Source organism: Acidimicrobiia bacterium (assembly GCA_036396535.1).
In the GTDB taxonomy this organism is placed as follows: Bacteria; Actinomycetota; Acidimicrobiia; order Spongiisociales; family UBA5794; genus DASWKR01.
Genome location: DASWKR010000065.1, coordinates 99,308 through 124,519 on the forward strand (window position 1 = coordinate 99,308; position 25,212 = coordinate 124,519).

Annotated in this window: 27 protein-coding genes; 15 read left to right on the top strand and 12 right to left on the bottom strand. The window is 69.4% G+C overall.

Annotated features, from left to right (window positions below; all coding sequences use genetic code 11):
* Nucleotides 1-17 precede the first annotated feature (17 nt).
* From rpmF to VGC47_12120, 9 genes are all read left to right on the top strand, one after another.
* Nucleotides 18-194, top strand: coding sequence for a 50S ribosomal protein L32 (gene rpmF / locus VGC47_12080; protein HEX9856042.1), 177 nt, complete (start codon nucleotides 18-20; stop codon nucleotides 192-194).
* Nucleotides 195-204: 10 nt separating this feature from the next.
* On the top strand, nucleotides 205-1,194 hold the full coding sequence (gene plsX / locus VGC47_12085; GenBank protein HEX9856043.1) for a phosphate acyltransferase PlsX: 990 nt from the start codon (nucleotides 205-207) through the stop codon (nucleotides 1,192-1,194).
* Complete coding sequence (gene rnc, locus VGC47_12090) at nucleotides 1,191-1,892, top strand: ribonuclease III (GenBank protein HEX9856044.1); 702 nt, start codon at nucleotides 1,191-1,193, stop codon at nucleotides 1,890-1,892. The genes plsX and rnc overlap by 4 nt, the downstream gene beginning before the upstream one ends.
* The gene (gene mutM, locus VGC47_12095; protein HEX9856045.1) at nucleotides 1,885-2,715 is read left to right on the top strand and encodes a bifunctional DNA-formamidopyrimidine glycosylase/DNA-(apurinic or apyrimidinic site) lyase; all 831 of its coding nucleotides are present in this window, start codon (nucleotides 1,885-1,887) and stop codon (nucleotides 2,713-2,715) included. The genes rnc and mutM overlap by 8 nt, the downstream gene beginning before the upstream one ends.
* A gap of 69 nt (nucleotides 2,716-2,784) precedes the next feature.
* Nucleotides 2,785-6,270, top strand: a complete 3,486-nt coding sequence (smc, locus tag VGC47_12100) for a chromosome segregation protein SMC (protein HEX9856046.1) — start codon at nucleotides 2,785-2,787, stop codon at nucleotides 6,268-6,270.
* Nucleotides 6,271-6,330: 60 nt separating this feature from the next.
* Entirely contained in the window at nucleotides 6,331-7,341 is a 1,011-nt protein-coding gene (gene ftsY / locus VGC47_12105; GenBank protein ID HEX9856047.1) for a signal recognition particle-docking protein FtsY, read from the top strand.
* 1 nt (nucleotide 7,342) lies between these two features.
* A complete protein-coding gene (locus tag VGC47_12110; protein ID HEX9856048.1) occupies nucleotides 7,343-7,735 on the top strand; it encodes a cytidine deaminase in 393 nt (130 codons plus the stop codon).
* Nucleotides 7,732-8,061, top strand: a complete 330-nt coding sequence (locus tag VGC47_12115) for a hypothetical protein (GenBank protein ID HEX9856049.1) — start codon at nucleotides 7,732-7,734, stop codon at nucleotides 8,059-8,061. Before VGC47_12110 ends, VGC47_12115 begins: the two co-directional genes overlap by 4 nt.
* Before the next feature lie 155 nt (nucleotides 8,062-8,216).
* Complete coding sequence (locus tag VGC47_12120) at nucleotides 8,217-11,189, top strand: fibronectin type III domain-containing protein (GenBank protein ID HEX9856050.1); 2,973 nt, start codon at nucleotides 8,217-8,219, stop codon at nucleotides 11,187-11,189.
* Between the two features lie 190 nt (nucleotides 11,190-11,379).
* Here the strand turns inward: VGC47_12120 and VGC47_12125 are convergent, their stop codons facing one another.
* From VGC47_12125 to upp, 7 genes are all read right to left on the bottom strand, one after another.
* Entirely contained in the window at nucleotides 11,380-12,330 is a 951-nt protein-coding gene (locus tag VGC47_12125) for an electron transfer flavoprotein subunit alpha/FixB family protein (protein HEX9856051.1), read from the bottom strand.
* 2 nt (nucleotides 12,331-12,332) lie between these two features.
* Nucleotides 12,333-13,097, bottom strand: coding sequence for an electron transfer flavoprotein subunit beta/FixA family protein (locus VGC47_12130; protein HEX9856052.1), 765 nt, complete (start codon nucleotides 13,095-13,097; stop codon nucleotides 12,333-12,335).
* A 68-nt stretch (nucleotides 13,098-13,165) separates the two neighbouring features.
* The gene (locus VGC47_12135; GenBank protein HEX9856053.1) at nucleotides 13,166-13,996 is read right to left on the bottom strand and encodes a purine-nucleoside phosphorylase; all 831 of its coding nucleotides are present in this window, start codon (nucleotides 13,994-13,996) and stop codon (nucleotides 13,166-13,168) included.
* Complete coding sequence (locus VGC47_12140) at nucleotides 13,993-15,300, bottom strand: thymidine phosphorylase (protein HEX9856054.1); 1,308 nt, start codon at nucleotides 15,298-15,300, stop codon at nucleotides 13,993-13,995. Before VGC47_12140 ends, VGC47_12135 begins: the two co-directional genes overlap by 4 nt.
* Before the next feature lie 46 nt (nucleotides 15,301-15,346).
* Nucleotides 15,347-15,634 (bottom strand): MGMT family protein, encoded by a 288-nt coding sequence (locus VGC47_12145; GenBank protein ID HEX9856055.1) that lies wholly within the window; start codon nucleotides 15,632-15,634, stop codon nucleotides 15,347-15,349.
* Nucleotides 15,631-16,242 carry a class I SAM-dependent methyltransferase gene (locus tag VGC47_12150; GenBank protein ID HEX9856056.1) on the bottom strand — a complete coding sequence of 204 codons (612 nt, stop codon included), beginning with the start codon at nucleotides 16,240-16,242 and terminating at the stop codon, nucleotides 15,631-15,633. Before VGC47_12150 ends, VGC47_12145 begins: the two co-directional genes overlap by 4 nt.
* Entirely contained in the window at nucleotides 16,242-16,859 is a 618-nt protein-coding gene (upp, locus tag VGC47_12155; GenBank protein ID HEX9856057.1) for a uracil phosphoribosyltransferase, read from the bottom strand. The genes VGC47_12150 and upp overlap by 1 nt, the downstream gene beginning before the upstream one ends.
* Nucleotides 16,860-16,949: 90 nt before the next feature.
* On the opposite strand from upp, the gene ffh reads away from it, so the two are divergent.
* Genes ffh through VGC47_12180 form a run of 5 tightly spaced genes read left to right on the top strand, consistent with a single transcriptional unit; the run spans nucleotide 16,950 to nucleotide 21,152 of the window.
* The gene (gene ffh / locus VGC47_12160; GenBank protein ID HEX9856058.1) at nucleotides 16,950-18,287 is read left to right on the top strand and encodes a signal recognition particle protein; all 1,338 of its coding nucleotides are present in this window, start codon (nucleotides 16,950-16,952) and stop codon (nucleotides 18,285-18,287) included.
* 4 nt (nucleotides 18,288-18,291) lie between these two features.
* Entirely contained in the window at nucleotides 18,292-18,987 is a 696-nt protein-coding gene (gene rpsP / locus VGC47_12165) for a 30S ribosomal protein S16 (protein HEX9856059.1), read from the top strand.
* Nucleotides 18,984-19,235, top strand: a complete 252-nt coding sequence (locus VGC47_12170; protein HEX9856060.1) for a KH domain-containing protein — start codon at nucleotides 18,984-18,986, stop codon at nucleotides 19,233-19,235. Before rpsP ends, VGC47_12170 begins: the two co-directional genes overlap by 4 nt.
* 4 nt (nucleotides 19,236-19,239) lie before the next feature.
* Entirely contained in the window at nucleotides 19,240-19,761 is a 522-nt protein-coding gene (rimM, locus tag VGC47_12175) for a ribosome maturation factor RimM (protein ID HEX9856061.1), read from the top strand.
* Between the two features lie 29 nt (nucleotides 19,762-19,790).
* Nucleotides 19,791-21,152 (top strand): hypothetical protein, encoded by a 1,362-nt coding sequence (locus tag VGC47_12180; GenBank protein HEX9856062.1) that lies wholly within the window; start codon nucleotides 19,791-19,793, stop codon nucleotides 21,150-21,152.
* Here the strand turns inward: VGC47_12180 and VGC47_12185 are convergent.
* The 5 genes from VGC47_12185 to VGC47_12205 form a co-directional block, all read right to left on the bottom strand.
* The gene (locus VGC47_12185) at nucleotides 21,144-21,488 is read right to left on the bottom strand and encodes a histidine triad nucleotide-binding protein (GenBank protein HEX9856063.1); all 345 of its coding nucleotides are present in this window, start codon (nucleotides 21,486-21,488) and stop codon (nucleotides 21,144-21,146) included. The two genes, VGC47_12180 and VGC47_12185, sit on opposite strands and share 9 nt — an antisense overlap.
* Before the next feature lie 36 nt (nucleotides 21,489-21,524).
* Nucleotides 21,525-22,520, bottom strand: a complete 996-nt coding sequence (locus VGC47_12190; GenBank protein ID HEX9856064.1) for an MBL fold metallo-hydrolase — start codon at nucleotides 22,518-22,520, stop codon at nucleotides 21,525-21,527.
* Complete coding sequence (locus VGC47_12195) at nucleotides 22,517-22,738, bottom strand: dodecin family protein (GenBank protein HEX9856065.1); 222 nt, start codon at nucleotides 22,736-22,738, stop codon at nucleotides 22,517-22,519. Before VGC47_12195 ends, VGC47_12190 begins: the two co-directional genes overlap by 4 nt.
* A 64-nt stretch (nucleotides 22,739-22,802) precedes the next feature.
* The gene (locus tag VGC47_12200) at nucleotides 22,803-23,723 is read right to left on the bottom strand and encodes a Gmad2 immunoglobulin-like domain-containing protein (GenBank protein HEX9856066.1); all 921 of its coding nucleotides are present in this window, start codon (nucleotides 23,721-23,723) and stop codon (nucleotides 22,803-22,805) included.
* 40 nt (nucleotides 23,724-23,763) lie between these two features.
* Nucleotides 23,764-24,495 (bottom strand): heavy metal-binding domain-containing protein, encoded by a 732-nt coding sequence (locus VGC47_12205; protein ID HEX9856067.1) that lies wholly within the window; start codon nucleotides 24,493-24,495, stop codon nucleotides 23,764-23,766.
* Between the two features lie 40 nt (nucleotides 24,496-24,535).
* Between VGC47_12205 and trmD the strand changes: the two genes are divergently transcribed.
* The gene (gene trmD, locus VGC47_12210) at nucleotides 24,536-25,204 is read left to right on the top strand and encodes a tRNA (guanosine(37)-N1)-methyltransferase TrmD (protein HEX9856068.1); all 669 of its coding nucleotides are present in this window, start codon (nucleotides 24,536-24,538) and stop codon (nucleotides 25,202-25,204) included.
* The last annotated feature ends 8 nt before the right edge of the window (nucleotides 25,205-25,212 follow it).

Consider the following 25,212-nt stretch of genomic DNA (forward strand, 5'->3'; position numbering starts at 1 on the left):
GCGGAAACGAGGTACCGATGGCGGTTCCCAAGAAGAAGATGTCGCGGTCGCGAACGCGGCGGCGCAAGGCGAACTGGAAGGTGAGCGCACCGCACACCATCCCGTGCGATCGTTGCGGCGCGCCTCACATGTCACATCGCGTCTGCGCCAATTGCGGCTCATACAAGGGCCGCGAGATCATCGCCGTCAAGTGACCTTCCGCTGATGCCGCGTATCGCCGTCGATGCCATGGGCGGGGATCACGCACCCCGCGAGGTCGTGCTCGGAGCCGTAGACGCGGCAGAGGCGGGCCACGACATCGTTCTCGTCGGCGACAGGTCGAGGATCGAGCTCGTGCTCGGCGAGACCGGCGCCGACGTCGCCATCGCAGACGCCTCCGAAGTCATCGAGATGGGCGCCGACGCCGCCAGTGCCATACGGGAGCGAAAGGACGCCTCGATCTCGGTAGCGGCGCGCCTCGTCTCGTCGGGCGAGGCGGCAGCCCTGGTATCCGCCGGGTCCACCGGCGCTGCCATGGCGGCCGCCTCTTTCCTCATCGGGCGGATCGACGGGGTGTCTCGTCCCGCCATCGCCTCGATGTTCCCAGGGGGAAAGATCGTCCTCGACTCGGGCGCCAACCTGTCCTGCCGGCCCGAGCACCTCGTGCAGTTCGCGGTTATGGGCGCCGCCCTGGCGGCGACCAAGCTCGGGATCGACCGCCCGAGGGTCGGGCTTCTCAACATCGGCGAGGAAGCCGGCAAGGGTCGCGACCTGGAGCGGGAGGCCTATCCGCTCCTCGCCGAGGTCCCGTCCATCGAGTTCGTCGGCAACGTCGAGGGGCGCGACGTCGGAAGCGACCGTGTCGATGTGATCGTCTCGGACGGGTTCACAGGCAACGTCCTGCTCAAGACGGCGGAGGGAGCAGCCAAGCTCCTGCTCGGCCTCGTCGTAGAGACGCTCTCGGGACCGGAGCTGGCCGACAAGATGGCCGCCATCGTCCCGGCGCTCGGAGACGTGCGCCACCGGCTCGATCCCGAGAGCTACGGAGGGGCGCACCTCCTCGGCACGATGGGCGTCGTCGTGATCGCCCATGGATCCTCGTCGAGGCGCGCCGTCGCCAACGCCATCGGCATGGCTTCGGACGAAGCGGCCCACGGCCTCGTGGAGCGCATCACCAGGGACATCGGCGCGGTTCACTCACTCGCGGGCGCATGACGACCCAAGAGGCGAGCCTCACGGCGTTCCAACAAGCGCTCGGCTACACGTTCGACGACACCGACCTCCTTCGTCGGGCGCTCATGCATCGCTCATACGCCTCCGAGCACACGATCGACGACTCGTACGAGCGCCTCGAGTTCCTCGGAGACGCCGTGCTGCAGCTCGCAGTCACGAGGTACCTGTTCGTCGAGCACCCGGAGCTCTCCGAGGGCGAGATGGCCAAGGTGCGGGCAGCCGTGGTCAACGAGAGAGCGCTGGCGGTGCTGGCACGCCGGTTCGGGGTCGGGGACGTGATACTCCTCGGGAGGGGAGAGGACATGACGGGGGGACGCGACAAGAGCTCGATCCTCTCGGACGTCGTCGAGTCGGTGCTCGGCGCCTTGTACGTGGAGGCGGGATTCGAGAGGGCGGCGACCGTCATCATGTCGCACTGGGCGGAGTTGGTCGAGGACCGAGCCGAGGAGCCGGGGAGGCGCGACTACAAGACCCGCCTCCAGGAGGAGCTCGCCAGGAGGGGGCTTCGCCCGGTCTACGAGGTCGACATGGCGGGCCCCGAGCACCGGAAGCACTTCACGGCCAAGGTGTACGTGAATGGCTCGGTCCTCGGGTCGGGAGATGGCACGTCGAAGAAGCGTGCCGAGCAGGCGGCCGCCCGGGACGCCTCCTCTCGTCTCGACGCGGCCCAAGATGCCTGAGCTCCCCGAGGTCGAGGCCACCCGCAGGGCGATTGCCGGCGAGCTCACCGGCAATCGCGTCTCCCTCGTCGAGGTAGGCCGCGACAGGATGCTCCGCCGCCAGGAGCGGCCCGGGGACTTCGCCGAGCGGCTCTCCGGAAGGCGGATCGAGCGGTGGAGGCGCCACGGCAAGTTCCTCATCGCCGACCTCGAGGGTGACGTGGCGTGGGTCACCCATCTCGGCATGTCGGGACGCGTCCAGTTGGCCGGGCCGGCGGAGGCCAGGGTGGCGCACACGAACGTCGTGGTCGCCACGGAAGGCGGGACCGAGTTCCGCCTCGTCGACCCGAGGACCTTCGGATTCGTGGCCGCCTATCTCCCCGACGAGCTGGCGGCTTCTCCCGTGGGTCGCCTCGGTCCGGATGCCCTCGATGCGCTGCCCTCGGCCCGGCAGCTCGGCGTGCTCCTCCGAGGGAGGTCGGTCCCGATCAAGCCGGCGCTGCTCGATCAGCGGATCGTCTCCGGCATCGGGAACATCTATGCGGACGAGGCGCTCAGCAGGGCTGCCATCTCGCCGCACCGGCCCGCCGGGTCGCTCGAGACCGCCGAGCTGTCCCGCCTGCGCCGATCGATCGCAGACACGTTACAGATGGGGCTCCGTTGGGGCGGCACGTCGCTCGATGATCTGGCATACCTCCTCCCGGACGGCGCGACGGGGGACTACACGAGGCGTTTGCGCGCCTACGGCCGGGAGGGCAAGCCGTGCCGCCGCTGCGGCCTGCCCATCCGCAGAGACGTACTCCGGCAGCGCAGCACGTTCTGGTGCGAGGGCTGCCAGCGCTGAGCGGGCGCTCCCACACAGGGGCTCCGTAATCCCAGCCCTGTAATTCGTCGCTGGTACACTGCCGCCGCCTTGCTGCTCAAGACGATCTCACTTGCCGGCTTCAAGTCGTTCGCCGACAGGACCCGCCTCGAATTCGACGCCGGGGTCAACGTCGTCGTCGGCCCCAATGGCTCCGGCAAGTCCAACATCCTCGACGCCTTGGCGTGGGCGATGGGCACCCAGGCGACACGCCAGCTGCGTACGGAGCGTATGGACGACGTGATCTTCGCCGGGACTGCCACCCGACCGAAGGTCGCCAGGGCCGAGGTCACCGTCACGTTCGACAACCGCGACGGGTTCCTGCCCCTCGACCTGACCGAGGTCGCCCTGACGCGGCGGCTCTTCCGGGACGGCACATCCGAGTACGAGCTGAACGGCACGCAGTGCCGGCTCCTCGATCTCCAGGAGTTGTTGAGCGATGGCGGCGTTGGCCGCCACCAGCACGTCTTGGTGGGGCAGGGCCAGATCGGGGAGATACTCAACGCCAGGCCCGACGAGCAGCGAGCCGTCATCGAAGAGGCGGCAGGCATCACCAAGCACCGTTCCAGGCGGGACCGCTCGGTGCGGCGTCTCGAGCAGACGGCCCAGGACGTAGAGCGGCTCGTCGACATCCTCGACCAGTCGAAGAAGCGCCTCGGCCCGCTGCGCAGGCAGGCGAATGCCGCGCAGCGACACGACTCGGTGAAGGCCGAAGTGCTGGCGTTGCAGCTCTATACCGGTGGCGAGGCGCTGCGGAGGATAAGGGCGAGGATCGAAGTTGCCGCCGCCGAGCACGCCGAGAGGCGCCGAGGCGTATCGACAGACGAGCAGGCACTCGCCGAGGTCGAATCGACACTCGACTCGCTGCGGTCGTCTGCCGGCGCGGTCGGCCTCGAGCTCGAGCGGGCAACGGCGGCGGCCGCCCGGCTGGAGACGACGGCCGAGAGGCTGCAGCGCATCGGGATGGTGGCCAGGGAGCGCCGTTCCGGCCTCGAGAGCCGGCTGGCAGGAGCGGGGGAGCGTCGTCGCGACCTCGAGGTCGAGTACGCCGCACTCGGCGCCGAGCTCGACCGTTCAGGCGCCGACGAACACGAGGCACGGGCGTCGGCCGAGCGCACGGAAGCGATGCTGCAGCAACTCGAGGACGAGGAGCGGGCACTCGCCGAGCAGATCCAGCTCCCGGCAGAGGGCCTGGTCGCCAGCATGCGCGGCGAGCTGCGCTCGCTGGAGTCGGCGTGGGAGCGGGACCGTCGCGAGCAAGAGCAGCTCGCCCATCGCCGCCAGGTCGTACAGGCTCGCCTCGGCGACGAGAGGGGCCGGTCGGCAGGGCTCGACGACGTGATCAGACGCACCGACGTCGAGGCGGCCAAGGCAGGAGACGCCTACGAGACGGCGCGGTCGAGGCGCGCTGAAGCGCAGCGTGGCTTCGAGTCGATCGAATCCGCCAACAGCGAGGCCCAGCTGGCCCTCGCCAGGTCGACGGCCCGTCTCGAAGCGGTCGAGGCTGTCCTCGAGGGGCTCGGCGACCCCTCGGCGCGCCAGGCGGCAGCCGCCCTGGCGGCGATTCGCGGAACGGTGGCGGCCCTGCTCGACGTGCCAGCGAGCATGGCTGCCGCAGTCGACGCCGCCCTCGGCGACTGGAGGAGCGCCTTCGCCGCCCAGGGCCCCTCGGAGCTGCGGAGCGCCGTAGAGCAGCTCAAGTCTGCCGGTCTCGGCGGCGTTGCGTTCGTAGACCCCGCGCCGGTCGGCGACGACCCGCCCGCCAGGGCCGTGGCGCAGGAGTGGGGGGTCGACGCCCTCGTCGATCTGCTCGGACCCTCCGCCGATCACCAAGCCGCCAACGCCCTCCTCGGCGACGTCGTCGTTGTCGAGGGATGGACTGCAGGTTCCGATCTCGTGGCCCGCCACCCGGAGGTGCGCGCCGTCACCCCGGAAGGCGACTACATCACCGAGCTCGGCATGAGGCTCGCCCTGCCGGACGGCGCCGGCCCCGCCGCCCTCGAGGCGGCCGCGGTCGCCGTCGAGATCGCCGAGCGTGAGGCAGCCAGAGCGGCGAGCCTCCAGGCGTCCTCGCGACGGGAGTTCGATCAAGCTCGAGCGCGGGAGCGCGAGGCCCTCGAGGCCCTCGAGGCCCTCGAAGCGCGCTTGGCCGGCAACACGGAGGCCCTCGCCATCTCGGAGCGGGCCTGCACGGAGGCCGAGGCCGAGATCGCCAGGAACGAATCGCGGCGCACCGCCATCGATGAGGCCGCCGAGGCGAGGCAGGAGCGGGCTGGAGAGCTGCGGGCCCGTCTCGCCGAGCTCGAAGGCGAGGAGCGGGTTCGCCAAGAGGCGTTCGAAGCGTTGAGCAGAAGGCGGGTTGAGGTCGCTCGCCGTCGCGACGAAGCCCGCAGGGCCCGCGAGGCGGCTGCCGGCGCTCTCGCAAGGGTGCTCGAGAGACGAGAGATGTTGCAGCGCCGCCACTCGGCGGTCCAGGCCGACCTCGAACACATCGAGACGGCGCCCACGGCGCCGGCCGACGTGGCGCGCCTCGCCGGCGTCGAAGAGCGAGCCCGTTCGGCGGTCGAGATCGTCAGGGAGCACATCGCCGAGCTGCGCCGCAGGCAGCGCGACCTCAGGGAGCGTTCGACCGCTGCAGATGCCCGCCTCGACGGCGCCCGCCAGCGTCAGGACGCTCTGGCGAGAGGCATCGCAGACGCCAAAGAGGCATTGAGCACCCTCGCCGTGGAGCTCGCCGAGCTGCGAGTGAGAGACGAGTCGGTATGCGAGGCGCTGCGGCGCGACGCCGACGCCACCGAGGAGCAGGCGCTCGCCGCGGCCCGGCCGGACGTCGACGAGGACGCCCCCGACCTGAAGGATCTCCTGGCGACGAGGGAGGCCGAGTTGCGCCGCATGGGTCCCATCAACCCGCTGGCAGCCGCTGAGTACGAGGAAGTCGCATCCGAGGCCGAGCTTCTCGAGACCCAGCTCGCAGACCTGGAGGAGTCGCGCACGGAGCTGCGCAAGGTGATCCGCGCCCTCGACGAGGAGATGGCGTCGATGTTCATGGTGGCCTTCGAGCAGATCGCCGCCCTCTACGAGGAGAATTTCGGGCTCGTGTTCCCCGGGGGACGGGGCTCGCTCCGCCTCACCGATCCTGGTCGCCCGCTCGAGACGGGAGTCGAGATCGAGGCGCAGCCCCTCGGCAAGAAGGTCGGCCGCCTCAGCCTGCTGTCAGGGGGCGAGCGTTCGCTTGCCGCCCTCGCCTTCCTGTTCGCGGTGTTCCGGGCTCGCCCGAGCCCCTTCTACGTCCTCGACGAGGTGGAAGCTGCGCTCGACGACGCCAACTTGCGCCGTTTCCTGAGGCTGGTCGACACGCTTCGCAACTCGGCACAGCTCGTGATCATCACCCATCAGCAACAGACGATGGAGGCCGCCGACATCCTGTACGGCGTCACCATGGAGCCGGGAGAGTCCTCGAAAGTGATCGCCAAGCGCCTCGGCGGGCGGCGGGGGGCCTTAGAGTCGCGCACCGCCGGCGCAGCCGACGCGGGGTGACCCCAGCCGGCCGGCCGCCGACTCGCCGAGCCGCCGGAGAACCAGCCAGAGAGCCTGTCCATGGACCCCGTGATCATCGCCATCATCGCCATCATCGTGCTGTTGGCGCTCGGCGCCGCCATGACGACGGCTCGACGGCGGGGCGGTTCCTCTCCCACCCTCGAGAAGAGGGCGGCCGCTCCGGCATCGCCCGAGCTGCGCGAGCGCCTCGACAAGACGCGCCGTGCCCTCGGCGAGCGGCTCGGGGCAGCCTTCGGGCGAGCCCGCCTCGACGACGAGTTCTGGAGCGAGCTCGAGGCGATCCTCATCGGAGCGGACCTCGGCGTCGGTGCGGCCGCCTCGATCGTCGAGCGCGCCAGACGACGCAGCCCCGCCGACGGTGGGGCGGCCCGTGACGCGGTGTCGGGCGAGATGCTCGGACTCCTCGAAGGAAGAGACCGCCGGCTCGACGTCTCCGGATCGCCGGCGGTGGTGCTCGTCGTCGGAGTGAACGGCTCGGGCAAGACGACGACGATCGCCAAGCTCGCCGCCGCGCTGCAAGGTGGCGGCAAGTCGGTCGTACTCGGGGCGGCGGACACCTACCGAGCCGCCGCCGACCGACAGCTCGAGGTGTGGGCGGATCGTGTCGGCGTCGGCATCGTCACCGGCCGACCCGGAGCCGACCCGGCGTCGGTGGCGTACGACGCCCTGCTGGCAGCCAGGTCGGGCAGCGTCGACGTCCTCATCGTCGACACGGCCGGCCGGCTCCAGACGAAGCAGAACCTCATGGACGAGCTCGGCAAGATCGCCCGCGTCCTGCAACGTGACGGCGAGCGGGTGACGGAGGTGCTGCTCGTCATCGACGGCACGACCGGCCAGAACGCGCTGTCGCAGGCGAGGCGCTTCGCCGAGTCGGTCGGGGTCACCGGTATCGTGATGACGAAGCTCGACGGCACGTCCCGCGGTGGCGTCGTCGTGGCCATCGAGCAGGAGCTCGACATCCCGGTCAAGCTGATCGGCGTCGGCGAGGGGGTCGACGACCTCGTGCCATTCGACCCGGCGCGGTTTGTCGACGCTTTGATGGGAAGGTGACGTGAAAGGCGCGGTAGAGCTGATGGCCGACGCCCGCGAGGCGGCGGGGCGGGCGTACGCGCCATACTCGAGATTCCGAGTCGGCGCGGTGGCGATTGCAGAGGACGGCAGGCGATTCATCGGTGTGAACGTCGAGAACGCCGCGTACGGGTCGACGATGTGTGCCGAGGCGACTGCCATCGCGGCCGCGGCGACCGAAGGGGTCCGCAAGATCGACACGGTCGTCGTGGCGTGCCTCGACGCCGACGAGTGCTACCCGTGCGGCAACTGCCGCCAGCTCATGCGCGAGTTCGACGTCGACACGGTCGTCGTCCAGGGACCAGCCGGACCGGTGGAGCACACGCTCGAGAGCCTCTTGCCACACTCCTTCGGCCCGGACGACCTGCCTGGTTGAGCGCCCCGGCGCTCAAGCCCGGGGGCACGGACGCCGATGACATCACGATGGGGCAGCGGCACGAGTTCATCCACGGTTGGCGGAGCACCGCCGGGCGCCTCCTGATCCTCACCCTCGGTTGGCTCCTCTTCGCGGCGGCTGCCGGGGCGGTCGTCGTCGGCTCGGTGCGGGGGAGCACGTCGATACTCGCCGGGGGTTTCGTGTTCGGTGCGGTGGCACGCCTCACGTCGAGCCTGGCACCCGAGCCGCTCCCCGGCCCGCACAAGCACGTGCGGCGCCGCATCGCCAGCATCGCTCGGATCAGCGGCCACGAGCTCCCGACCTGAGACGATCGACCCAGAGGATCTAGCCGGTTCCCGGCTACGGGCTGGCCCGAAGCGCGGCGATGTTCGCGCGTATCAGCGGCGGGCCTTCCAAATCATTGCTGTCGCGGTTGCCGCCGGTATGATGCTCGCGGGCTAGGACAGGGGGCTAGAGGGTGATGGTCGGTACCTCCAAGAAGTTGGGGGCAGTGTTCTTTGCGGCGTTTCTCGCCGTCAGCGCGCTCGTCGTCATCGGGGGTCCGGCGTTCGCCGATCCCGTGCCCTTTCCGGAGCAGCCGCTCGACGGCTGGGACACGAACGGAACCGTGTACGGCGTCAAGATCGTGGGCGACGTCGTCTACCTCGGAGGGCAGTTCACCCAGGTCCGGGCGCCCACGGGTGGCCAGACGCAAGCTCGCACCAACGTGGCGGCCATCAACCGGGTGACCGGGAACATCCTCCCCTTCACCGCCAACGCCAACGGGGTGGTCTACGCCATCGAATCGGACGGGACCCGTCTCTGGATCGGCGGGGCGTTCTCGACGGTCAACGGCACGACCAGGCGCCGAGTCGTCTCCGTCGACCCGACATCCGGCAACGTCGTCGGAGCGTTCAACGTCAACGGCAGCGGGACCGTGTATGGCTTGGCGGTGCGCAACGACACGCTCTACGCCAGTGGCATCTTCACGACGTTCGGAGGCACGACGCAGCGCCGCATCGTCTCGCTGAACGCCACGACGGGAGCCGTGAACGGCGGCTTCGACGCCGACGCCAACGCTCAGGTCCGCGACGTGATCTTGTCGCCCGACGGAAGTCGCCTCTATGCCGCCGGGCAGTTCTCGCAGATCGGCGGCGCCAACCGGATCGGCCTCGCCGCTCTCAACCCGACGACCGGAGCCGCCGTCGCACCGGTGTTCTCCCAGACGGTGAACCTGATCCAGGACATCGACATCAACGAGACGGGCTCCCAGATCTACGGTGCCCTGGCGGGGGCGCCCGCCAACGGCAACCGAGCCGCAGCCTACTCCACGGCGACCGGGGCCAGGCAGTGGGCCCAGCAGGCGATGGGCGACATGCAGGCCGTCGCCTACCACGGCGGCAACGTCTACTTCGGATTCCACGAGGGATTCCGCAACGACCTCTCGGTCCGGGTGCTCGTCGCCGACGCCGGCACGGGCAACCTCGAGAACATCTGGCGGCCGACGGTCGACAGCTTCTTCGGCGTGTGGGCGATCGATGCGACCGTCGGCGCCGCCGCCATCGGCGGGACCTTCACACAGGTCGAAGGGGTCAACACGCGCGGTATCGCCGTGTTTCCGGTGGGCGGTGGCGTCGAAGACGAGGAGCCGCCCTCCACGCCGACGGGCCTGGCGGTGACGGGCGTGACAGGTGACTCGGTCTCGCTCGACTGGAACAACTCGACGGACAACATCGGAGTGCTCGGCTACGACATCCTGGTCGACGGGGTCCTCTCCTCCACCGTCGGCTCGTCGGACGGCACGGTCGCAGGCCTCGACGACGCCACGACCTACCAGTTCCGCGTCAGGGCCCGCGACGCGGCCGGCAACCTCTCGGGGCTCAGCAACGCCGTCTCCGGCACGACGAACTCTGCTCTCGTGAGCGCCGGCGACGTCTGGCGCTACCTCGACAACGGATCGAACCAGGGAACGGCGTGGCGCGAGCCGGGCTTCAACGACGCTTCCTGGGCCTCCGGTCCCGGCCAGCTCGGCTTCGGCGACGGCGACGAGGCGACCGTGCTCGACAACGGCTTCATCACCTATTACTTCCGAAGGACGATCAACGTGCCGGGCTCCGTCCTCGGGGACGCCACCCTCCAGGTGCAGCGCGACGACGGCATCGTCGTGTATGTCAACGGCATCGAGCGGTACCGAAACAACATGCCGGGCGGGGCGGTCGCCTTCAACACGAATGCGAGCGGAACGGTGGCTGGGGCCGCCGAGTCCGCATGGCAGCAGGCGACGATCCCGGGAACCGCCTTCATCGCGGGGGGCAACACGATCGCCGTCGAGGTCCATCAAGCAGGGGCGGGCAGCTCGGATGTCTCGTTCGACATGCAGCTCGGCGCTGCGGTCCAGGCGGGCCCGGCCGACGAGGAGAACCCGTCCGTGCCGCAGAACCTGGCGGTGACCGGCGTGACGCAGTCGACGGTTGGCCTCTCGTGGAGCTCCTCGACGGACAACGTCGGGGTGGTCGCCTATGACGTGTACATGGGAGGCTCGCTCGACGGTTCGTCGGCCGGGACGACATACACGTCCTCGGGCCTCGAGTGGGGGACGGCGTACCAGTTCACCGTGCGAGCCCGCGACGCCGCAGGAAACGTGTCCGGCAGCAGCGGCTCGGTGAATGCCACCACCGACAGCCCGGCGCCCGACAACGAAGTGCCCTCCGTGCCGACGGGGCTGGCCGTGACCGGCGTCACCGCCACCTCCGTCTCGCTCGACTGGAACAACTCGACGGACAACGTCGGCGTGACGGGGTACGACGTACTCCAGGACGGCGTCGTCGTGGGTTCCCCGGCCGCCTCGGCGTACACCGCCACCAGCCTCTCGCCCGGCGAGACATACGAGTTCCGGGTCAGAGCGAGAGACGCGGCCGGCAACGTGTCGGCGGTGAGCGGCGCAGTCAACCCGACCACCACGACGGTGATCGACGGGGAGCTCATCGCCCCGGGATCGGTATGGCGCTACCTGGCGAACGGCTCCGACCAGGGCACTGCGTGGCGGGCGAGCGGTTTCGACGACTCGTCGTGGCCTGCGGGGGCCGCCGAGCTCGGCTTCGGAGACGGCGACGAGACCACTCTGCTACCCACAGGCGCCTTCACGTACTACTTCAGGTCGACCATCGACATCGGAGGGACGCTCTCGGCGGATCCGACGATGCGGATCATCCGCGACGACGGTGCCATCGTCTACGTGAACGGCGTCGAGGTGTGGAGGGACAACATGCCCGCCGGTGACGTCGACTTCATGACGGGTGCCTCGTCGGCCGTCTGGTTCGAGGCGAGATGGGTCGAGGTCACGCTTCCGGCTGCGGCGTTCGCCGGCGGAACGAACACCATCGCCGTCGAGATCCACAACCACACTCTTGGAAGCTCCGACCTGAGCTTCGACTTCGAGCTGACCGCCAACTGACCGAGCCTCACCGCTCGATTGGCCGCCGACCTCGAGGACGGCGCGGGTTCTCGCCGAGAGCCGGTCTCCGAGGTCGGCGTCCGGCTGCACCCCGCCCTCCCACTTCTCGGTACCGGTCGGTGTCTCGCCTACCGGCGCGCCGTATCTGTGGTGTCGCGCCTACCGGCGCGCCGTATGTGTGGTGTCGCGCCTACCGGCGCTCCCGCAACGTGTCGACCAGTGCCGGGACCACCTTGTGGACGTCACCGACGATGCCGAGATCGGCGACACCGAAGATCGGGGCGTCGGGATCCTTGTTGATGGCGATGATCGTGGCCGAGTCCTTCATGCCGACGAGATGCTGCATGGCGCCGGAGATGCCACAGGCGATGTAGACGCTCGGCTTCACGGTCTTGCCTGTCTGGCCCACCTGATAGGAGTACGGCACCCACCCGGCGTCTACCACCGCCCGGGTGCCGCCGACGGCTCCGCCGAGGAGGCCCGCCAGCTCGTCGAGCATGGCGAACTTGGACGGGTCCCCGAGGCCCCTACCGCCCGACACGACGATGTCGGCCGCTTCGAGCTTGGGGCCGGTCGCTTCCTCGACGTGCCGCTCTAGCACCTTCGCCGAGGAGGCATGACCCAGGTCGGGAAGCTCGACCGCGACGACCTGCGGCGCCTCGCCACCTGCCGGCTCGGCGGCGAAGGCCTTGGGCCGCACGACGACGAGTGCCGGAGCTCCTGCCGTGATCCTGGTGACGACCCGGGTGGTCCCGCCGAGGATCTCGTTCGTGACGCGGACCCCGTCGGCGGCGTCGACGTCCGTGGCGTTGGCGAGCACGGGCCGCCCCAGACGGGCGCTGAGCCGCCCGGCGACGTCCCTGTCCGTCGGCGACATCCCGAACAGGATCAGACGGGGGGTCTCGGCTGCGGCGATCTCGGCGAGGGCGGCGGCGGCCGCCGCTCCCGGGAGGGCGTCCCCTGTATCGAGGTGGTGAACCTTGTGCGCCCCGTGGGCGCCGTATGCGGCGAATGCTCCATCGTCGCCCTCTCCGGCGTGGAAGACGGCGACGGGACCCCAAGACCTGGCCTTGGAGATCGCCTCGAGAGCGGAAGACGCTGGTCCCTCGCCGGTCGCCTCTGCGAAGACGATGGTGGTCATGGTCACACCACCTTGAGCTGCTCGAGGAGGGCGACGATCCGCTCGTGGCCCGTGCCGTCGTCCTCGTGGACCGCCCCCGCTTGCCTCGCCGGGACCGGGGTCACGGACTCGATGACCTGCTGCGCATCGGCGGTGACGCCCAGGTCACCAGTCGTCAGCTCCGTCACCGGCTTCTGCTTGGCCTGCATGATCCCCTTGAACGTCGGGTAGCGCGGCTCGACGGCTCCAGCCGTGACGCTGATGACGGCCGGCATCGAGGCGACCACGACGTCGTAGCCGCCCCTCGTTTGCCGTTCGATCGTCACCTGGTCGCCGACCACCTCCACCTTGCGGGCGAAGGTCAGCGAGGGCACTCCGAGGATCTCGGCGATCTGCTGCGGCACGACACCCGTGTAGCCGTCCGTCGACTCCGTGCCCGCGATCACCAGGTCGAAGCCGGCGCGATCGATCGCGGCGGCGAGTGCCCGCGCCGTCGTCAAGGCGTCGCTGCCTCGCAGCTGCTCGTCCTCGATGAGGACTGCCTCGTCGACCCCCATCGCCAGCGCTTGGCGTATCCCCTGGAGCGTGCCCCGAGGCGACATGGTGAAGATCGTGACGGTTGCATCGCCGCCTGCCGCCTCTGCGATCTGGAGGCCGACCTCGATGCCGTAGCGGTCGGTGTCGTCGAGCACCTGCTCCGGAGGGCGGTGCACGAAATGGGTCTCCGGATCGAGCGCGTATGGACTGGCGGGATCGGGTATCTGCTTGGCGCAGACGGCGACCTTCATTCGTCACTCCTGTGCTCGTGCCGGACTGGCCCCCGGCGATGTTACGGACCACGGAATGTGGCGAGAAATCACGTCAGCCCGACGAGTCGAGGCAGCAGCTCGTCGAGGAGGTGGGCGAACTTCTCCTTGGCCAGCAGGGCCGTCTCGGTCACCTCGTCGTGACTGATGGGCTGGTCGGCGATGCCCGCCGCCAGGTTCGTGACGAGAGAGATGCATCCCACCTTCACGCCCATGTGTGCCAGCGCGATCGCTTCCGGCACCGTCGACATGCCGACGAGGTCGCCTCCGATCCGCTCGACCATGTCGATCTCGGCCGGCGTCTCGTACGACGGCCCGAGGAACCAGGCGTACACGCCCGTCTTGAACGTGATGCCCAGGTGCTGGGCAACGGCCTCGATCTCGTCGCGGATCTCCTCGGAGTAGACGTCCGAGAGGTCGGGGAAACGAGGGCCGAGGCGCTCGTCGTTCGGGCCGTACAGCGGGTTGCGCCCTGCGAGGTTGATGTGGTCGCGCACCGCCACGAGGTCACCTTGGCGCAGGTACGGGCCGACCCCTCCCGCTGCGTTCGTCAGCAGGACGACGGCACAGCCCGCCAGCGCGGCACACCGTACCCCGAAGACGACGTCGTCCATGTCCCAACCTTCGTATGCGTGCACCCTGCCCGAGAGGACGAGGACCCCGCGGCCCTCGACCTCGACGGAGTGGATGGTGCCTGCGTGGCCTTCGACCTTCGGCACGGGAAAGTGCGGGATCGTGTCGTACGGCACCTCGACGGCGCCCGGCAGCGAGGCGGCGTAGTCGCCCAACCCGCTGCCGAGCACGAGCCCAACGGAATGGCGCTCCCGGTCGGTCGCCTTGGCGATCGCCTCGGCAGCCTCGACGAGTCTCTCGTAAGTCATCTCACCTCTCCGATGATGAGCGGGCCAGGGTCTGCATCCACTCCCACGCCGAGTGCGGCGGTGAGCAGCGGCAGCGCAGCCTCGAACCTCTCCGTGTCGTTGTAGCCGATCCTGGCGAGGGCGTCGCCGTGTGCCACCTCGTCGCCCACCTTGGCGAGCAACTCGATCGAGACCGCATGGTCCACCGAGTCTTCCTTCCGCTGACGCCCCGCCCCCAACGCCACGGCCGCCCTGCCGACGGCGAGGGCATCACACCTCGAGACCACCCCGCTCCGGCCGGCTGTGATCTCGTGGAAACGTCTCGGCTGTGCCAGTAGCGCTGTGTCGTGGATCACCGCCGGATCGCCTCCCTGGGCCTCCACGACCTCGACCAGCTTGTCGAGCGCCGATCCGGTATCGATGGTCGCCTGCAGTCTCGATGAGGCGTCGTCCACGTCGCCGGCGACGCCGCCGAGGAGGAGCATCTCGACTCCGAGCCGCATGGTGATCTCGACGAGGTCGGCCGGACCTTCGCCGCGCAGCACGGCCACCGACTCGGCGATCTCGCAGGCATTGCCGACCGCCCTGCCGAGTGGCTGCTCCATCGAGGTGAGAACCGCCACGGTGGCCGTCCCATTCGAGCTCCCGATGGCGACCATCGTCTCGGCGAGCCTCCTGGCGTCCTCTTCGGCCCGCATGAAGGCCCCGGAGCCGACCTTGACGTCGAGGACCAAGCCGTCGAGGTCCTCGGCGAGCTTCTTCGACATGATCGACGAAGCGATGAGCGGCAGCGACGGCACGGTTGCCGTGGCGTCGCGCAGCGCGTAGATGCGTCTGTCGGCAGGTACGAGAGATTCGGACTGGCCGGCCAGCACGAGGCCGGTCTTCTCGAGTATCGAGGCGAATTCGGGAGGGTCGAGCGCGGTGCGAAAGCCCGGGATCGACTCGAGCTTGTCGAGGGTGCCCCCGGTGTGGCCGAGGCCGCGCCCCGACATCATGGGGACCGCGACTCCGCACGCTGCCACCATCGGCGCCAGAGGGATCGAGACCTTGTCGCCGACCCCTCCCGTCGAGTGCTTGTCGACCTTGGGTGCCGTCACGGCATCGAGGGCGAGTGTCTCGCCCGAGTGGAGCATCGCCTTGGTCCAGGCGGCGAGCTCGTCGGCGTCGAACGAACGCTGGAAGATGGCCATCAGCATGGCCGCCATCTGGTAGTCGGGGACCGCGTCTGCGGTGAACTCGCCGATGATCCACTCGATCTCGTCGGGCCTGAGCGTCCCCCCGTCCCTCTTCCGCTCGATGAGCGAGACCATGCTGTGCCCCATCGTGGCAAGTCTGGCACACGGACGGCGCTCGATCCCGAGCGACTCCTCAGCGGCGGGCGACCCGTCCCTTGGCGACCCGAACCCCTTCCGCCCTGAGGCGCTCGGTGTGCTCCCGCTCGTGTCCTGGGACGAGCCTCCCGCTCGACGCCACCACTCGCCACCACGGGAGGCCATCGACTTCGCGCAGCACGTTGCCGACGGCCCTGGCCGCCCCGGGTCGCCCCGCCTCGGCGGCGACCTCGCCGTACGTGACGACGTCGCCCGGCTCGAGGTTCATGAGAACGGCGATGACCGCTTCGGTGAAGTTCGCCCCGGTGAAGCTCGGCTCGGTCATACCGCCGCCAGGGTCATCACCTGGGAGTGGAGCCCGTCGTCGCCCTCGTTCTCGAGGAATCGCACGTCGGCGACCTCGAAGCCGACGAATCGGAGCGCCGCCAAGCCGGCGTCTGTGAAGAAAGAGAAGAAACGCGCCGGGACGCACCAGTCGTCGGGGATGGTCCCTTCCATGTCGCGCCCGCCCCACACGACGATCAGCAACGATCCGCCCCGCTTCATGACCGGTCGCACACCCGCCACGACATGGGGCAAGTCGCCTTTCGGGACGTGTACGAGGGCGTTGATCGACCAGACACCGTCGAAGAGAGCGTCAGGCAGATCGAGATCGCCGAAGTCACCGACCCTGGCATCGACGCCCCGCAGCCGGCATTGCTCGACGTTCTCGGGCGAGAGGTCGATCGCCGTTACCCGGCCGCCGCGATCCGCCACATAGGCGGCCGCCTGGCCGGTGCCGGCTCCGAGCTCGAGCAGCTTCGGCTTGCCCGGCAGGCCCTCGAGCCACTCGTCGAGCACCCCTGCCCGCCACTCGAGCCCCCGCACCGCCCGTCTCGGTGCGTCGCGGTCGTAGGCGGCACGCAGGTCGGCGAGCAGCTTGGCGTCGATCATCAGACCGTGCCGAAGAGCCTGTCGCCCATGTCGCCCAGGCCGGGGACGATGTAGAAGTGGTCGTTGAGCTCGCGGTCGCTGGCGGCGGCGAAGATGCGCACATCCGGATGGTCCTGGTACATCCTCGCAACTCCCTCAGGGGCGGTGACCACGCACAGCGCCGTGATGTTCGTCGCTCCGAGCTGTTTCACCTTGTCGACCGCCCACGACAACGAGCCGCCGGTCGCCAGCATCGGCTCGAGCACGAGCACCGTGCTGTCGCGTAGCGCCGGCATCTTGGCGTAGTACTCGAGCGGCTCTGCCGTGCTCTCGTCCCGCTGCACCCCGGCGAACCCGACCTTCACCTCGGGGATCAGGTCGAGGACGGCGTCGAGCAGGCCGAGGCCGGCGCGCAACACGGCGACTGCGACGATGTCTCTGAGCCGGTGACCCTGCGTCGTCTCGAGCGGTGTCGTCACCTCGATCTCGTCGAGGGCGGCGTCCCGGGTCGCCTCCATGACGAGGGCATACGTGAGTCGCCGGGCTGCATTGCGGAACTCCTCCGGCTCCGTCGTGCGATCCCTCAAGATCGTGAGGTAGTGCCTGGCGAGCGGGTGGTCGATGACCGAGAGGTTCATTCTGCGGGAGCGTACCGCCTCGATCCGAAGCGGGCTCACCCCAGCCGGCGGAGAGTCGTCGGCCGTGGCGGCAGAGTACCGTTCGACGGCATGTTCGACTCGCTCAACTCCCGATTCGGCGACGTGTTCTCGCGACTGCGTGGCAAGGGCAGGCTCTCCGAGGACGACGTCAAGGCGTCGTTGCGCGAGGTCAGGCTCGCCCTGCTCGAAGCCGACGTGAACGTCAACGTCGTGAAGTCGTTCCTCGGCCGGGTCCAAGAGCGGGCGGTCGGCTCGGACGTCCTGGGGAGCCTGACGCCCGGGCAGCAGGTCATCAAGATCGTCCACGAGGAGCTCGTGGCCACCCTCGGTGAGGAGGCGGCCCAACTGGCCCGGCCGGCGTCCCCGCCTCTCGTGATCCTGGTGGTCGGCTTGCAGGGATCCGGCAAGACGACGACGGCAGCCAAGCTCGCCGCCCACCTCAAATCGCGGGGACGGCGCCCTCTCCTCGTCGCCGCCGACCTGCAGCGCCCTGCGGCGGTCGACCAGCTCGAGACGCTCGGTAGGCGCGTCGGCGTGCCGGTGTTCGTCGACCGGGGAGGCAAGCCACCGAAGGTCGCCAAGGCCGCAGTGCGGCGAGCCCGCCAGGAGGGCGAGAACGTCGTCATCATCGACACGGCAGGACGCTTGCAGATCGACGAGGCTCTCATGAGGGAGCTGGCAGCCGTTCGGAAGGCGAGCGACCCCCACGAGACGCTGCTCGTCGTCGATGCGATGACCGGCCAGGAGGCGGTCGGCGTCGCCCAAGGCTTCCTGGCGCACACCGACATCACGGGACTCGTGCTGACCAAGCTCGACGGAGATGCCAGGGGAGGCGCCGCCATCTCGGCTCGTGAGGTGACGGGGCGCCCGATCAAGTTCGTCGGCCTCGGCGAGGGACTGGGCGACCTCGACGTCTTCCATCCGGATCGGATGGCGTCCCGCATCCTCGGGATGGGTGACGTGCTCACCCTCATCGAGAAGGCGGAGGAGGCGTTCGACGAGGATCAGGCGCGGGTGGCGGCGGACAAGCTCCGCAGGGCGAGCTTCGATCTCGAGGACTTCCTCGACCAGTTCCAGCAGCTGAGGAAGATGGGGCCGCTCAAGCAACTGGTTAGTATGTTGCCCGGCATCGGGCAGGAATTGCGCGACGTCGAGGTCGACGAGCGCGACCTCAATCGGGTGGAGGCCATAATCCGCTCGATGACGCCGGCGGAGCGGCACGACCCGAGGCTGATCAACGGCAGCAGGAAGCGCCGCATCGCGACCGGGTCGGGGACGAAGCCGCAGGATGTCAACAGGGTCCTGAAGCAGTTCTCCGAGGCACAGAAGATGATGAAGGCGATCGCCGGCGGCAAGAGCCCCATACCGGGGCTTGCATTGCCGGGGATGGGCCGCAAGAAGAGGTGAGTAGATGCCGGTGAGGATCCGCCTGACGCGGTTGGGTAAGAAGAAGCAGCCGACGTACCGGGTCGTCGTCGTCGACTCGCGCCGGCCGCGCGACGGGGCCTACATCGAGCAGATCGGACGTTACGACCCGCGCCAGGACCCCTCCCTCATCGAGATCGACAACGAGAAGGCGGTCGACTGGCTCCGCAAGGGCGCCCAGCCGAGCGAGAGGGCCAGGAAGCTGCTCGAGGTGAGTGGAGCCTGGACCCAGTTCCGGGTGTCGAGAGGGGACATCCACACCATCGAACCGCCGAAGCCGGTCGTCTCTCCTGAGCGGGAGATCCACGTCGTCGGCGAGGTCGCCGAGTCGGCGGACGAGGTCGAGACCGAGCTCGCGACCGGCGTCGAGACCGATCCGGCGGAGGGCGAGGCCGAGATCACCGCGGGAGCGGCGGAGCACGGCGCCGCCGCGCAGGGCGCTGCGGCGTACAACGCCGAGCTCGAGCCGGACGGTATGGACGCCGCAGCAGAGGACGCCGCAGCAGAGGACGCCGCAGCAGAGGACACCGCAGCAGAGGACACCGGGGCGCAGGCCGGTGCGGGTGCATCCGAAGAAGCCCCCGACATCGAGGGAGTGCTCGGCTCGATCGAGGACCAGTCGGGCGGCGACGTCGCCGACGACGCCATCGCGCAGCCTGACGAGGAGGATGAGCAGACGTGAGCAAAGGTGACATCGTCGAGCGGGTCGTGCGGTACATCACGGAGCAGATCGTCGACGATGCCTCGTCCGTGCAGGTCGAGGTGGTCGACGACGGCGAGGATGCCGTTCTCGCCGAGGTGAAGACGGCCAAGCCCGACATGGGGCGGGTCATCGGCCGACGGGGAAGGGTGGCGAGGGCGATCAGGCTGGTCGCCAAGGCTGCCGGTGATGAGGAGGGTCTCGACGCCCAGGTCGAGTTCCTCGACTGACGTCGTGTACGACCCTGACGAGGGGCGGGTCTCGGTCGGTTACGTCCGCAGGGCGCACGGACTCCGTGGCGAGGTGCTCGTGAGGGTCCTCACGGACAACCCAGGTCGGTTCGTCTCCGGGGCGACCTTCTACACGGACGACGATCCTCCGGTCCACCTGGTGGTTTCGACCGTCCGCCAGCACACGGACGGGCTCATCGTGGCATTCGAGGAGATCCCGGGCCGCGAGCAGGCCGAGCAGCTCCAGGGCTCGACGCTCACGATCGGTGCATCGGAGCGTCGTGAGCTCGGACCGGACGAGTACTGGCCCGAAGACCTGGCGGGCCTGGCCGCCATCGACCCTTCGGGTAATCACCTCGGGTCGATCTCCGGAGTCGTGTTCGGGGATGCCCAGGACCGGCTCGTCGTGGAGACACCCGGCGGAGCCCTCGTCGACGTGCCTTTCGTCGAGGCCATCGTGCGTGACGTCCATCCGTCGCTGGGGCACGTCGTCATCGATCCGCCGGAAGGCCTCTTCGAGCTCTGAGCATCTCCGGCGAGACCTATCCTCGAGCGATGGAAGCAATCGACGAGGCGATGCGCCGGATCGTCCACGGACGACGCTGGATCGTCGCCTTCGACGTGTCGGCGGCCGCCGCCGACACCGTCGAGAGGCTGCGTCGTTGGGGTGCGTCGGACGTGCTCGTCGTCTCGGCGACGGAGGGCCTCGGTGACCAGCCGGCCGGGGTGCTGGTCCACCACACGAGGTCGCGCGGCGCCACCATCATCGACGGGATCCGCGCATACTTCCGGTCGATCGCGCAGCCTGCTCCGGAGTTGGCGCGCCTCGTCGACGAGTTCGACCCCGACGGAGCAGCCCTCGTCCTCGCCCCGCCATTCGCCTCAGGCGACGGCTACCTCGGTCGACGGCTCTACGGCGGCCGCCGCATCGAGTGGACGGCCCTCGAGGACAAGACGACCGTCGACCGTCTGTGGGACGAGGCGGGTGTCCGCAGGGCGCCGAGGCGCGTGGTTGCGGTCACGGACGCCGCCCAGGCCGCCGCCGACGTCGCCGGTCCTCTCGGGACCGTGTGGGTGGCAGACAACAAGCAGGGCTGGCACGGTGGAGGGGACTACGTCAGGTGGGTACCGGACCCGGCGGCGGCCGCCGAGGCCGCCGAGTGGTTCGCCGACCGGGCAGACCTGGTGCGGGTGATGCCGTTCCTGGACGGCCTCCCATGCTCGATCCACGGCTTCGTCACGGCGAGCGGAGCCGCCGCCTTCCGGCCGGTCGAGATGGTGGTGCTGCGACGACTCGACCGAGCCGGCTTCGTGTATGCGGGTCCCTCGACCTTCTGGGATCCGCCGGCGGACGTCAGGGAGAGCATGCGCGGCATCGCCGTGCGAGTCGGACAGCACCTGGCGCGTCGCGTCGGATACCTGGGGCCCTTCTCCGTCGACGGCGTGTGCTCCGCAGATGGATTTCTCCCCACCGAGCTCAACCCCCGCCTGTCGGCAGGAATCGGGGCTCAGACGGCCGGCATGGACATTCCGCTCGAGATGATGACCATGGCTCTCATCGAAGGCGATCTCGACATCGACGCCGAGTGGCTCGAGCGCCGCGTCGTCGACTGGGCGGACTCTCACCGAGTCGGCGGGATGGGGCTTCCGGTCGACGTGGGGGCCGAGCCGGCATCGACCCACCTCCGCTTTGTCGGCGGCGTCGCACAGGAGACGACCGCCGAGGCGGCGGAAGCCACGATGGAGATCGGTCCGGCTCCGACCGGCGGCTTCGTCCGCATGCGCCTGCTGGCCGAACGCGTCGGCGTGGGGGGCTCGAGCGCTCCGTATGCCGTGGCTGCGGCGGCCCTGGCAGCCACCATGTGGGGGATCACGGTGCCGCCCCTGGCCGCGGCGCTCGACCGCTGCTCAGAGTGAGGTCTTGGGCTCCGCCCATCCGCCCATCATGTGAAAGTGCAGGTGGAACACCGTCTGGCCGGCGTTGGCGCCGACGTTGCTGACGAGCCGCCATCCGTCATCGACCCCTTCCGACCCTGCAACACCGGCTGCCACCGCCAGGATCTCGGCGAGCAGCTCGCCGTGTTCGGGGGCTACGTCGCCCGCCGAGTCGGCGACGTGCTCCTTCGGGATCACGAGGACGTGAACCGGGGCCGCCGGGTTGATGTCGCGAAAGGCGAGCACCCGATCGGTCTCGGCAACCCGGTCGCAAGGGATCTGGCCGGCCACGATCTTGCAGAAGATGCAGTCCCTCATCGCTCTACCTCGGTCGTGCTCCCGGGACACCCCGGCTCAAGTTCGCTTCCTCTCGGGTAAGCGGTAGTACCACGTGCCCTCGTCGGAGAAGCGGGCGAGCTCGTCGCGACGACGCAGGTACGCCACGTGTGCCAGCGTCTCGGAGAACGCCAGGCGGGTCTCGAGAGGGTTGAGGTTGGGTCTGAAGATCGCCTCGAGGATCTCCCACGCCGTCGCCGGGCCTGCCCGTAGGAATTGGAGGATGCCGCCGAGTCTCCGCTCGTGGTGGAGCGCGATCTGCCTGGCGCGCAGGCTGCCGCGGTCGAGGACGGCGACATGGGCGGGATACGTGAGGCCGATCTCCATGCGCTCGATGAGCGCCAGCGATGACAAGTAGTCGCCGAGCGGATCCTCGTCACGGTGGTACTGGATGACGGGAGTGATCCTCGAGAGGACGTGGTCACCCGAGAAGAGGGCCCCGGTCAGAGAGTCGACGAGGCAGATGTGGGTCCGCTCGTGGCCGGGGGTGTGGATGACGTCGAGCCGTCTCCCGTCGGCCACGGGGATCTCGTCGCCGCCGGCAACCATGGCATCCGGCTCGACCATCGTGCCCGCCCAGTCGGGCCGCGGCTCGTCGGCGCCGATCATCTCCCTGACGTCGTCGGGGACACCGTGCTCGCCGGCGAAGTCGTGGAGCTCGGCCCGGTACAGCGACCAGTCGTTGTAGAAGGGCAAGGCGTCTGCTGCGCTCTCGTGCATGACGAGGCGGCATCCGATCTCGTCGACGAGCTCTGCGGCGAGCCCGATGTGATCGGGGTGCATGTGAGTCCCGACCAGCGTCACCACGTCTCCCAGGTCGTGACCGACGGCCGCGACGCCTCGCTCGAGTGCCGCCTTGCCGTCTCTCGTCGCAACGCCGCAGTCGACGAGGGTCAGGCCGCCCCCGCCTTCGATGACGTATGCGTTCGTCCATCGGAGGGCAGGGAAGGGAAGGGGGAGCGGGATCGACCACACCCCGTGGCCGAGCGGCGTCGCGACGCCTTCTTGGCTCACCCGTGCACGCTCTCGCGAACCCCGAAGGTGATGTCGAGCGTGACGTCGTAAGACTCGGGGAGGCCGGAGTCCGAGACCGTCCCGCCGAGCTTCACGACCTCGAACGATGCGATGTCCGCGATGGTGAGGGCTGCCCTGCCGAGGACGGTCGTGATGGCGTCTTCTATCGAGTTGCTCGACCCGCCGCTGAGGCGAATCGTCTTGGTGACCCCCGTCATGGCAATCCTTTCTCGGTGACGGCCTGCCCGATGCACCCCCAGGCTAATGGGCGTCGATTCCGGTTCACCGAACGTCGAGGGTGACCCCGACCCCGACGAAGGAACCGTCCTCGGGGTCGTCCGAGCCGACGGTGAGCTCGGCTGCTCCGAATGGGCCGTCCTCCGGTAGGCCGATCGTCGCCTCGAACTCACCCCAGGTCTCGGCCCAGTCGGCCGCCGTGGCGACCACTTCCTGCGTGAGCGTCCCGTCCGTCAACCTGGCGACGACGTTGCCCTCGAACGTCCTGGCGTATCCGTGAACGACGATCGGATACTCCGCAGGGCCCGGGAGCGGCGACAAGAGGACGAGCTCGGGCGTCACCTCCGGGGAGCCGAGCAGCGGGGCGCCGTCCTCGACGGGCCGCACGTCGACCACGAGGCGCGCCGGATCGAGCACGAGGAGGCCGCGTGCTGCGACCGCCTCCGCCATGTGGAGATCGACGGCGAGGGCACCGCCGAGTGTCCGGTAGACGAACGCCCTGGTCACGAGGGAACCTTCGAAGAGCGTGTCCGCCACGGCCGTCGTGGTCATCTCGGGCGGCAGGGCCACCGTGACGACCCCGAGCCCGGCATCGACTGCCACCTCGGAAGCGCCGAGCATGGCTGCGGGTGAGCCTCCTGCCGTCTGAAGGTCGATCACGATGCGCTCACATCCGCCGTGGGCGGCGAAGCGGATGCCGCCGACCACTGCGGCATCTCCGGTGCCCGACCCGAACGTCCCGGCGATGCCGGATGACGAGAATGGGGTGTCGCCGTCGAGGCACGGGGGCGGGCCCTCGCTCGTAGACGACGCCTGGACCACGGTGGTGTCGACCGGTGGGGTGGTGGTCGATGTCGGCTCGGGGGAGGCGGTCGTCGGAGGAGGCGTCGTCACGGTCTCCGTCGGCTCGGCGCACCCGACGAGGGCGATTGCCGCCACGACGACGATCGGGAGAGCGCGCAGCATCGGTATCGAGGATAGGCAGGGGTCCGGATTGCGCCCTTGATCAGGCTCGGTCGCGCAGCGTCACTGCCGTTCCCGAGAACGTCACGAGCAGCCGTTCCCCGACCGTGGTGTACTGCATCGACGTGCCGAGCACCGCGTGGGCACCTCGCTCGACCGCCTCCTCGACGAGTCCCTCGATCCCGAGCTCTCGGGCCCTGGCGAGTGCCGCGCCCAGCGTGCGAGCATCCGACGTGTCGTGGTCGACTGCCACCTCGGAGTTCACGACGCCGAGGTAGGTGTCGATCGCCCACACCTCGAGCTGATCGGTCGTGGCGACGATCGGGCGCCACACCGGTCGCCCCGTCTCGGCGCCGATCCACCCTTGGCGCGAAGTCGACCACTCGGCGCCCCATCGGCTACCGAGCCCGTATTCGCCACCTGCCACCGCCGGTACCGGGCCGCGGGCGCCGGTGCGCCCGGGGCGCAGGTCGACGAGGGTCGCTCGGGACGCCCGGATCGCCACCGCCAGACCGGGAGAAGGCGACGCGTCCGCCATCGGAGGCGTCACCATGTTCTCGTCGAGTCCGAGGTCGACCGTGATGATCGGCTCGTCGCTCTCCGTCTCGTCGAATGGTTCGACAGGACGCCGGCGGCTCCCGTTCCACGGATCGCCCGGGTCGTAGCGGTGGCCCACGGCCGAGATCGCCTGGCGCAGCCTGCTCCCCGGCCTGGGCGACTCGTGGTGCGGAGGGGCCACATCCCCGGTCCCCCTCTTCTTCTGCCCCTGGCTCATGCCGCTCCGTCCCGCTAGCGGTCGAGGATACTCTTCCGCCATGCGGATCAACATCATCTCGATGTTCCCCGAGTACTTCGTCTCGCCTCTCGGCGTGAGCCTCGTCGCCCGGGCGATCGAGGACGGCCGGCTCGACGTGCACCTGATCGACCTGCGCGAGCACGGCATGGGACCCCACCGCAAGCTCGACGATGCTCCGTTCGGAGGCGGGCCCGGAATGGTGATGATGGTCGAGCCCCTGGCGGCGGCACTCGATCCGCTGGCGGGCACCCAGCGGGTTCTTCTCTCGGCGGCGGGACCCCCGCTCCGCCAGGAGGCTCTCGACCGGTGGGCGGGCCTTGCCGAGCTCACCATCGTGTGCGGCCGCTACGAAGGGGTCGACGAGCGGGTCGTCGACCACCTAGTCGACGAAGAGGTCTCGATCGGCGAGTTCGTCATGCTCGGCGGCGAGGCAGGTGCGCTGGCGATCGTCGAGGGCGTCACCCGGCTACTCCCGGGGGTCGTGGGCAACCCGGACTCGATCGTCGCCGAGAGCTTCCGGTCCGGGCTGCTCGAAGAGCCGCACTACACCAGGCCTGCCGAGTTCCGGGGCTGGCGCGTGCCCGACGTGCTGCTCTCCGGAGACCACGGCAAGATCGAGGAGTGGCGACGCGCCAGGCGGGCAGAGCGCACCGCAGAGCGCAGGCCGGGGATGGCGCACGGCGGCTGAGGATCGTC

Coding starts and splice junctions, on each gene's coding strand:
- rpmF (HEX9856042.1), top strand. CDS start 18: ATGGCGGTTCCCAAGAAGAAGATGTCGCGGTCGCGAACGCGGCGGCGC.
- plsX (HEX9856043.1), top strand. CDS start 205: ATGCCGCGTATCGCCGTCGATGCCATGGGCGGGGATCACGCACCCCGC.
- rnc (HEX9856044.1), top strand. CDS start 1,191: ATGACGACCCAAGAGGCGAGCCTCACGGCGTTCCAACAAGCGCTCGGC.
- mutM (HEX9856045.1), top strand. CDS start 1,885: ATGCCTGAGCTCCCCGAGGTCGAGGCCACCCGCAGGGCGATTGCCGGC.
- ftsY (HEX9856047.1), top strand. CDS start 6,331: ATGGACCCCGTGATCATCGCCATCATCGCCATCATCGTGCTGTTGGCG.
- VGC47_12120 (HEX9856050.1), top strand. CDS start 8,217: ATGGTCGGTACCTCCAAGAAGTTGGGGGCAGTGTTCTTTGCGGCGTTT.
- VGC47_12125 (HEX9856051.1), bottom strand. CDS start 12,330: ATGACCACCATCGTCTTCGCAGAGGCGACCGGCGAGGGACCAGCGTCT.
- VGC47_12130 (HEX9856052.1), bottom strand. CDS start 13,097: ATGAAGGTCGCCGTCTGCGCCAAGCAGATACCCGATCCCGCCAGTCCA.
- VGC47_12135 (HEX9856053.1), bottom strand. CDS start 13,996: ATGACTTACGAGAGACTCGTCGAGGCTGCCGAGGCGATCGCCAAGGCG.
- VGC47_12140 (HEX9856054.1), bottom strand. CDS start 15,300: ATGGGGCACAGCATGGTCTCGCTCATCGAGCGGAAGAGGGACGGGGGG.
- VGC47_12145 (HEX9856055.1), bottom strand. CDS start 15,634: ATGACCGAGCCGAGCTTCACCGGGGCGAACTTCACCGAAGCGGTCATC.
- VGC47_12150 (HEX9856056.1), bottom strand. CDS start 16,242: ATGATCGACGCCAAGCTGCTCGCCGACCTGCGTGCCGCCTACGACCGC.
- upp (HEX9856057.1), bottom strand. CDS start 16,859: ATGAACCTCTCGGTCATCGACCACCCGCTCGCCAGGCACTACCTCACG.
- ffh (HEX9856058.1), top strand. CDS start 16,950: ATGTTCGACTCGCTCAACTCCCGATTCGGCGACGTGTTCTCGCGACTG.
- rpsP (HEX9856059.1), top strand. CDS start 18,292: ATGCCGGTGAGGATCCGCCTGACGCGGTTGGGTAAGAAGAAGCAGCCG.
- VGC47_12180 (HEX9856062.1), top strand. CDS start 19,791: ATGGAAGCAATCGACGAGGCGATGCGCCGGATCGTCCACGGACGACGC.
- VGC47_12185 (HEX9856063.1), bottom strand. CDS start 21,488: ATGAGGGACTGCATCTTCTGCAAGATCGTGGCCGGCCAGATCCCTTGC.
- VGC47_12195 (HEX9856065.1), bottom strand. CDS start 22,738: ATGACGGGGGTCACCAAGACGATTCGCCTCAGCGGCGGGTCGAGCAAC.
- VGC47_12200 (HEX9856066.1), bottom strand. CDS start 23,723: ATGCTGCGCGCTCTCCCGATCGTCGTCGTGGCGGCAATCGCCCTCGTC.
- VGC47_12205 (HEX9856067.1), bottom strand. CDS start 24,495: ATGAGCCAGGGGCAGAAGAAGAGGGGGACCGGGGATGTGGCCCCTCCG.
- trmD (HEX9856068.1), top strand. CDS start 24,536: ATGCGGATCAACATCATCTCGATGTTCCCCGAGTACTTCGTCTCGCCT.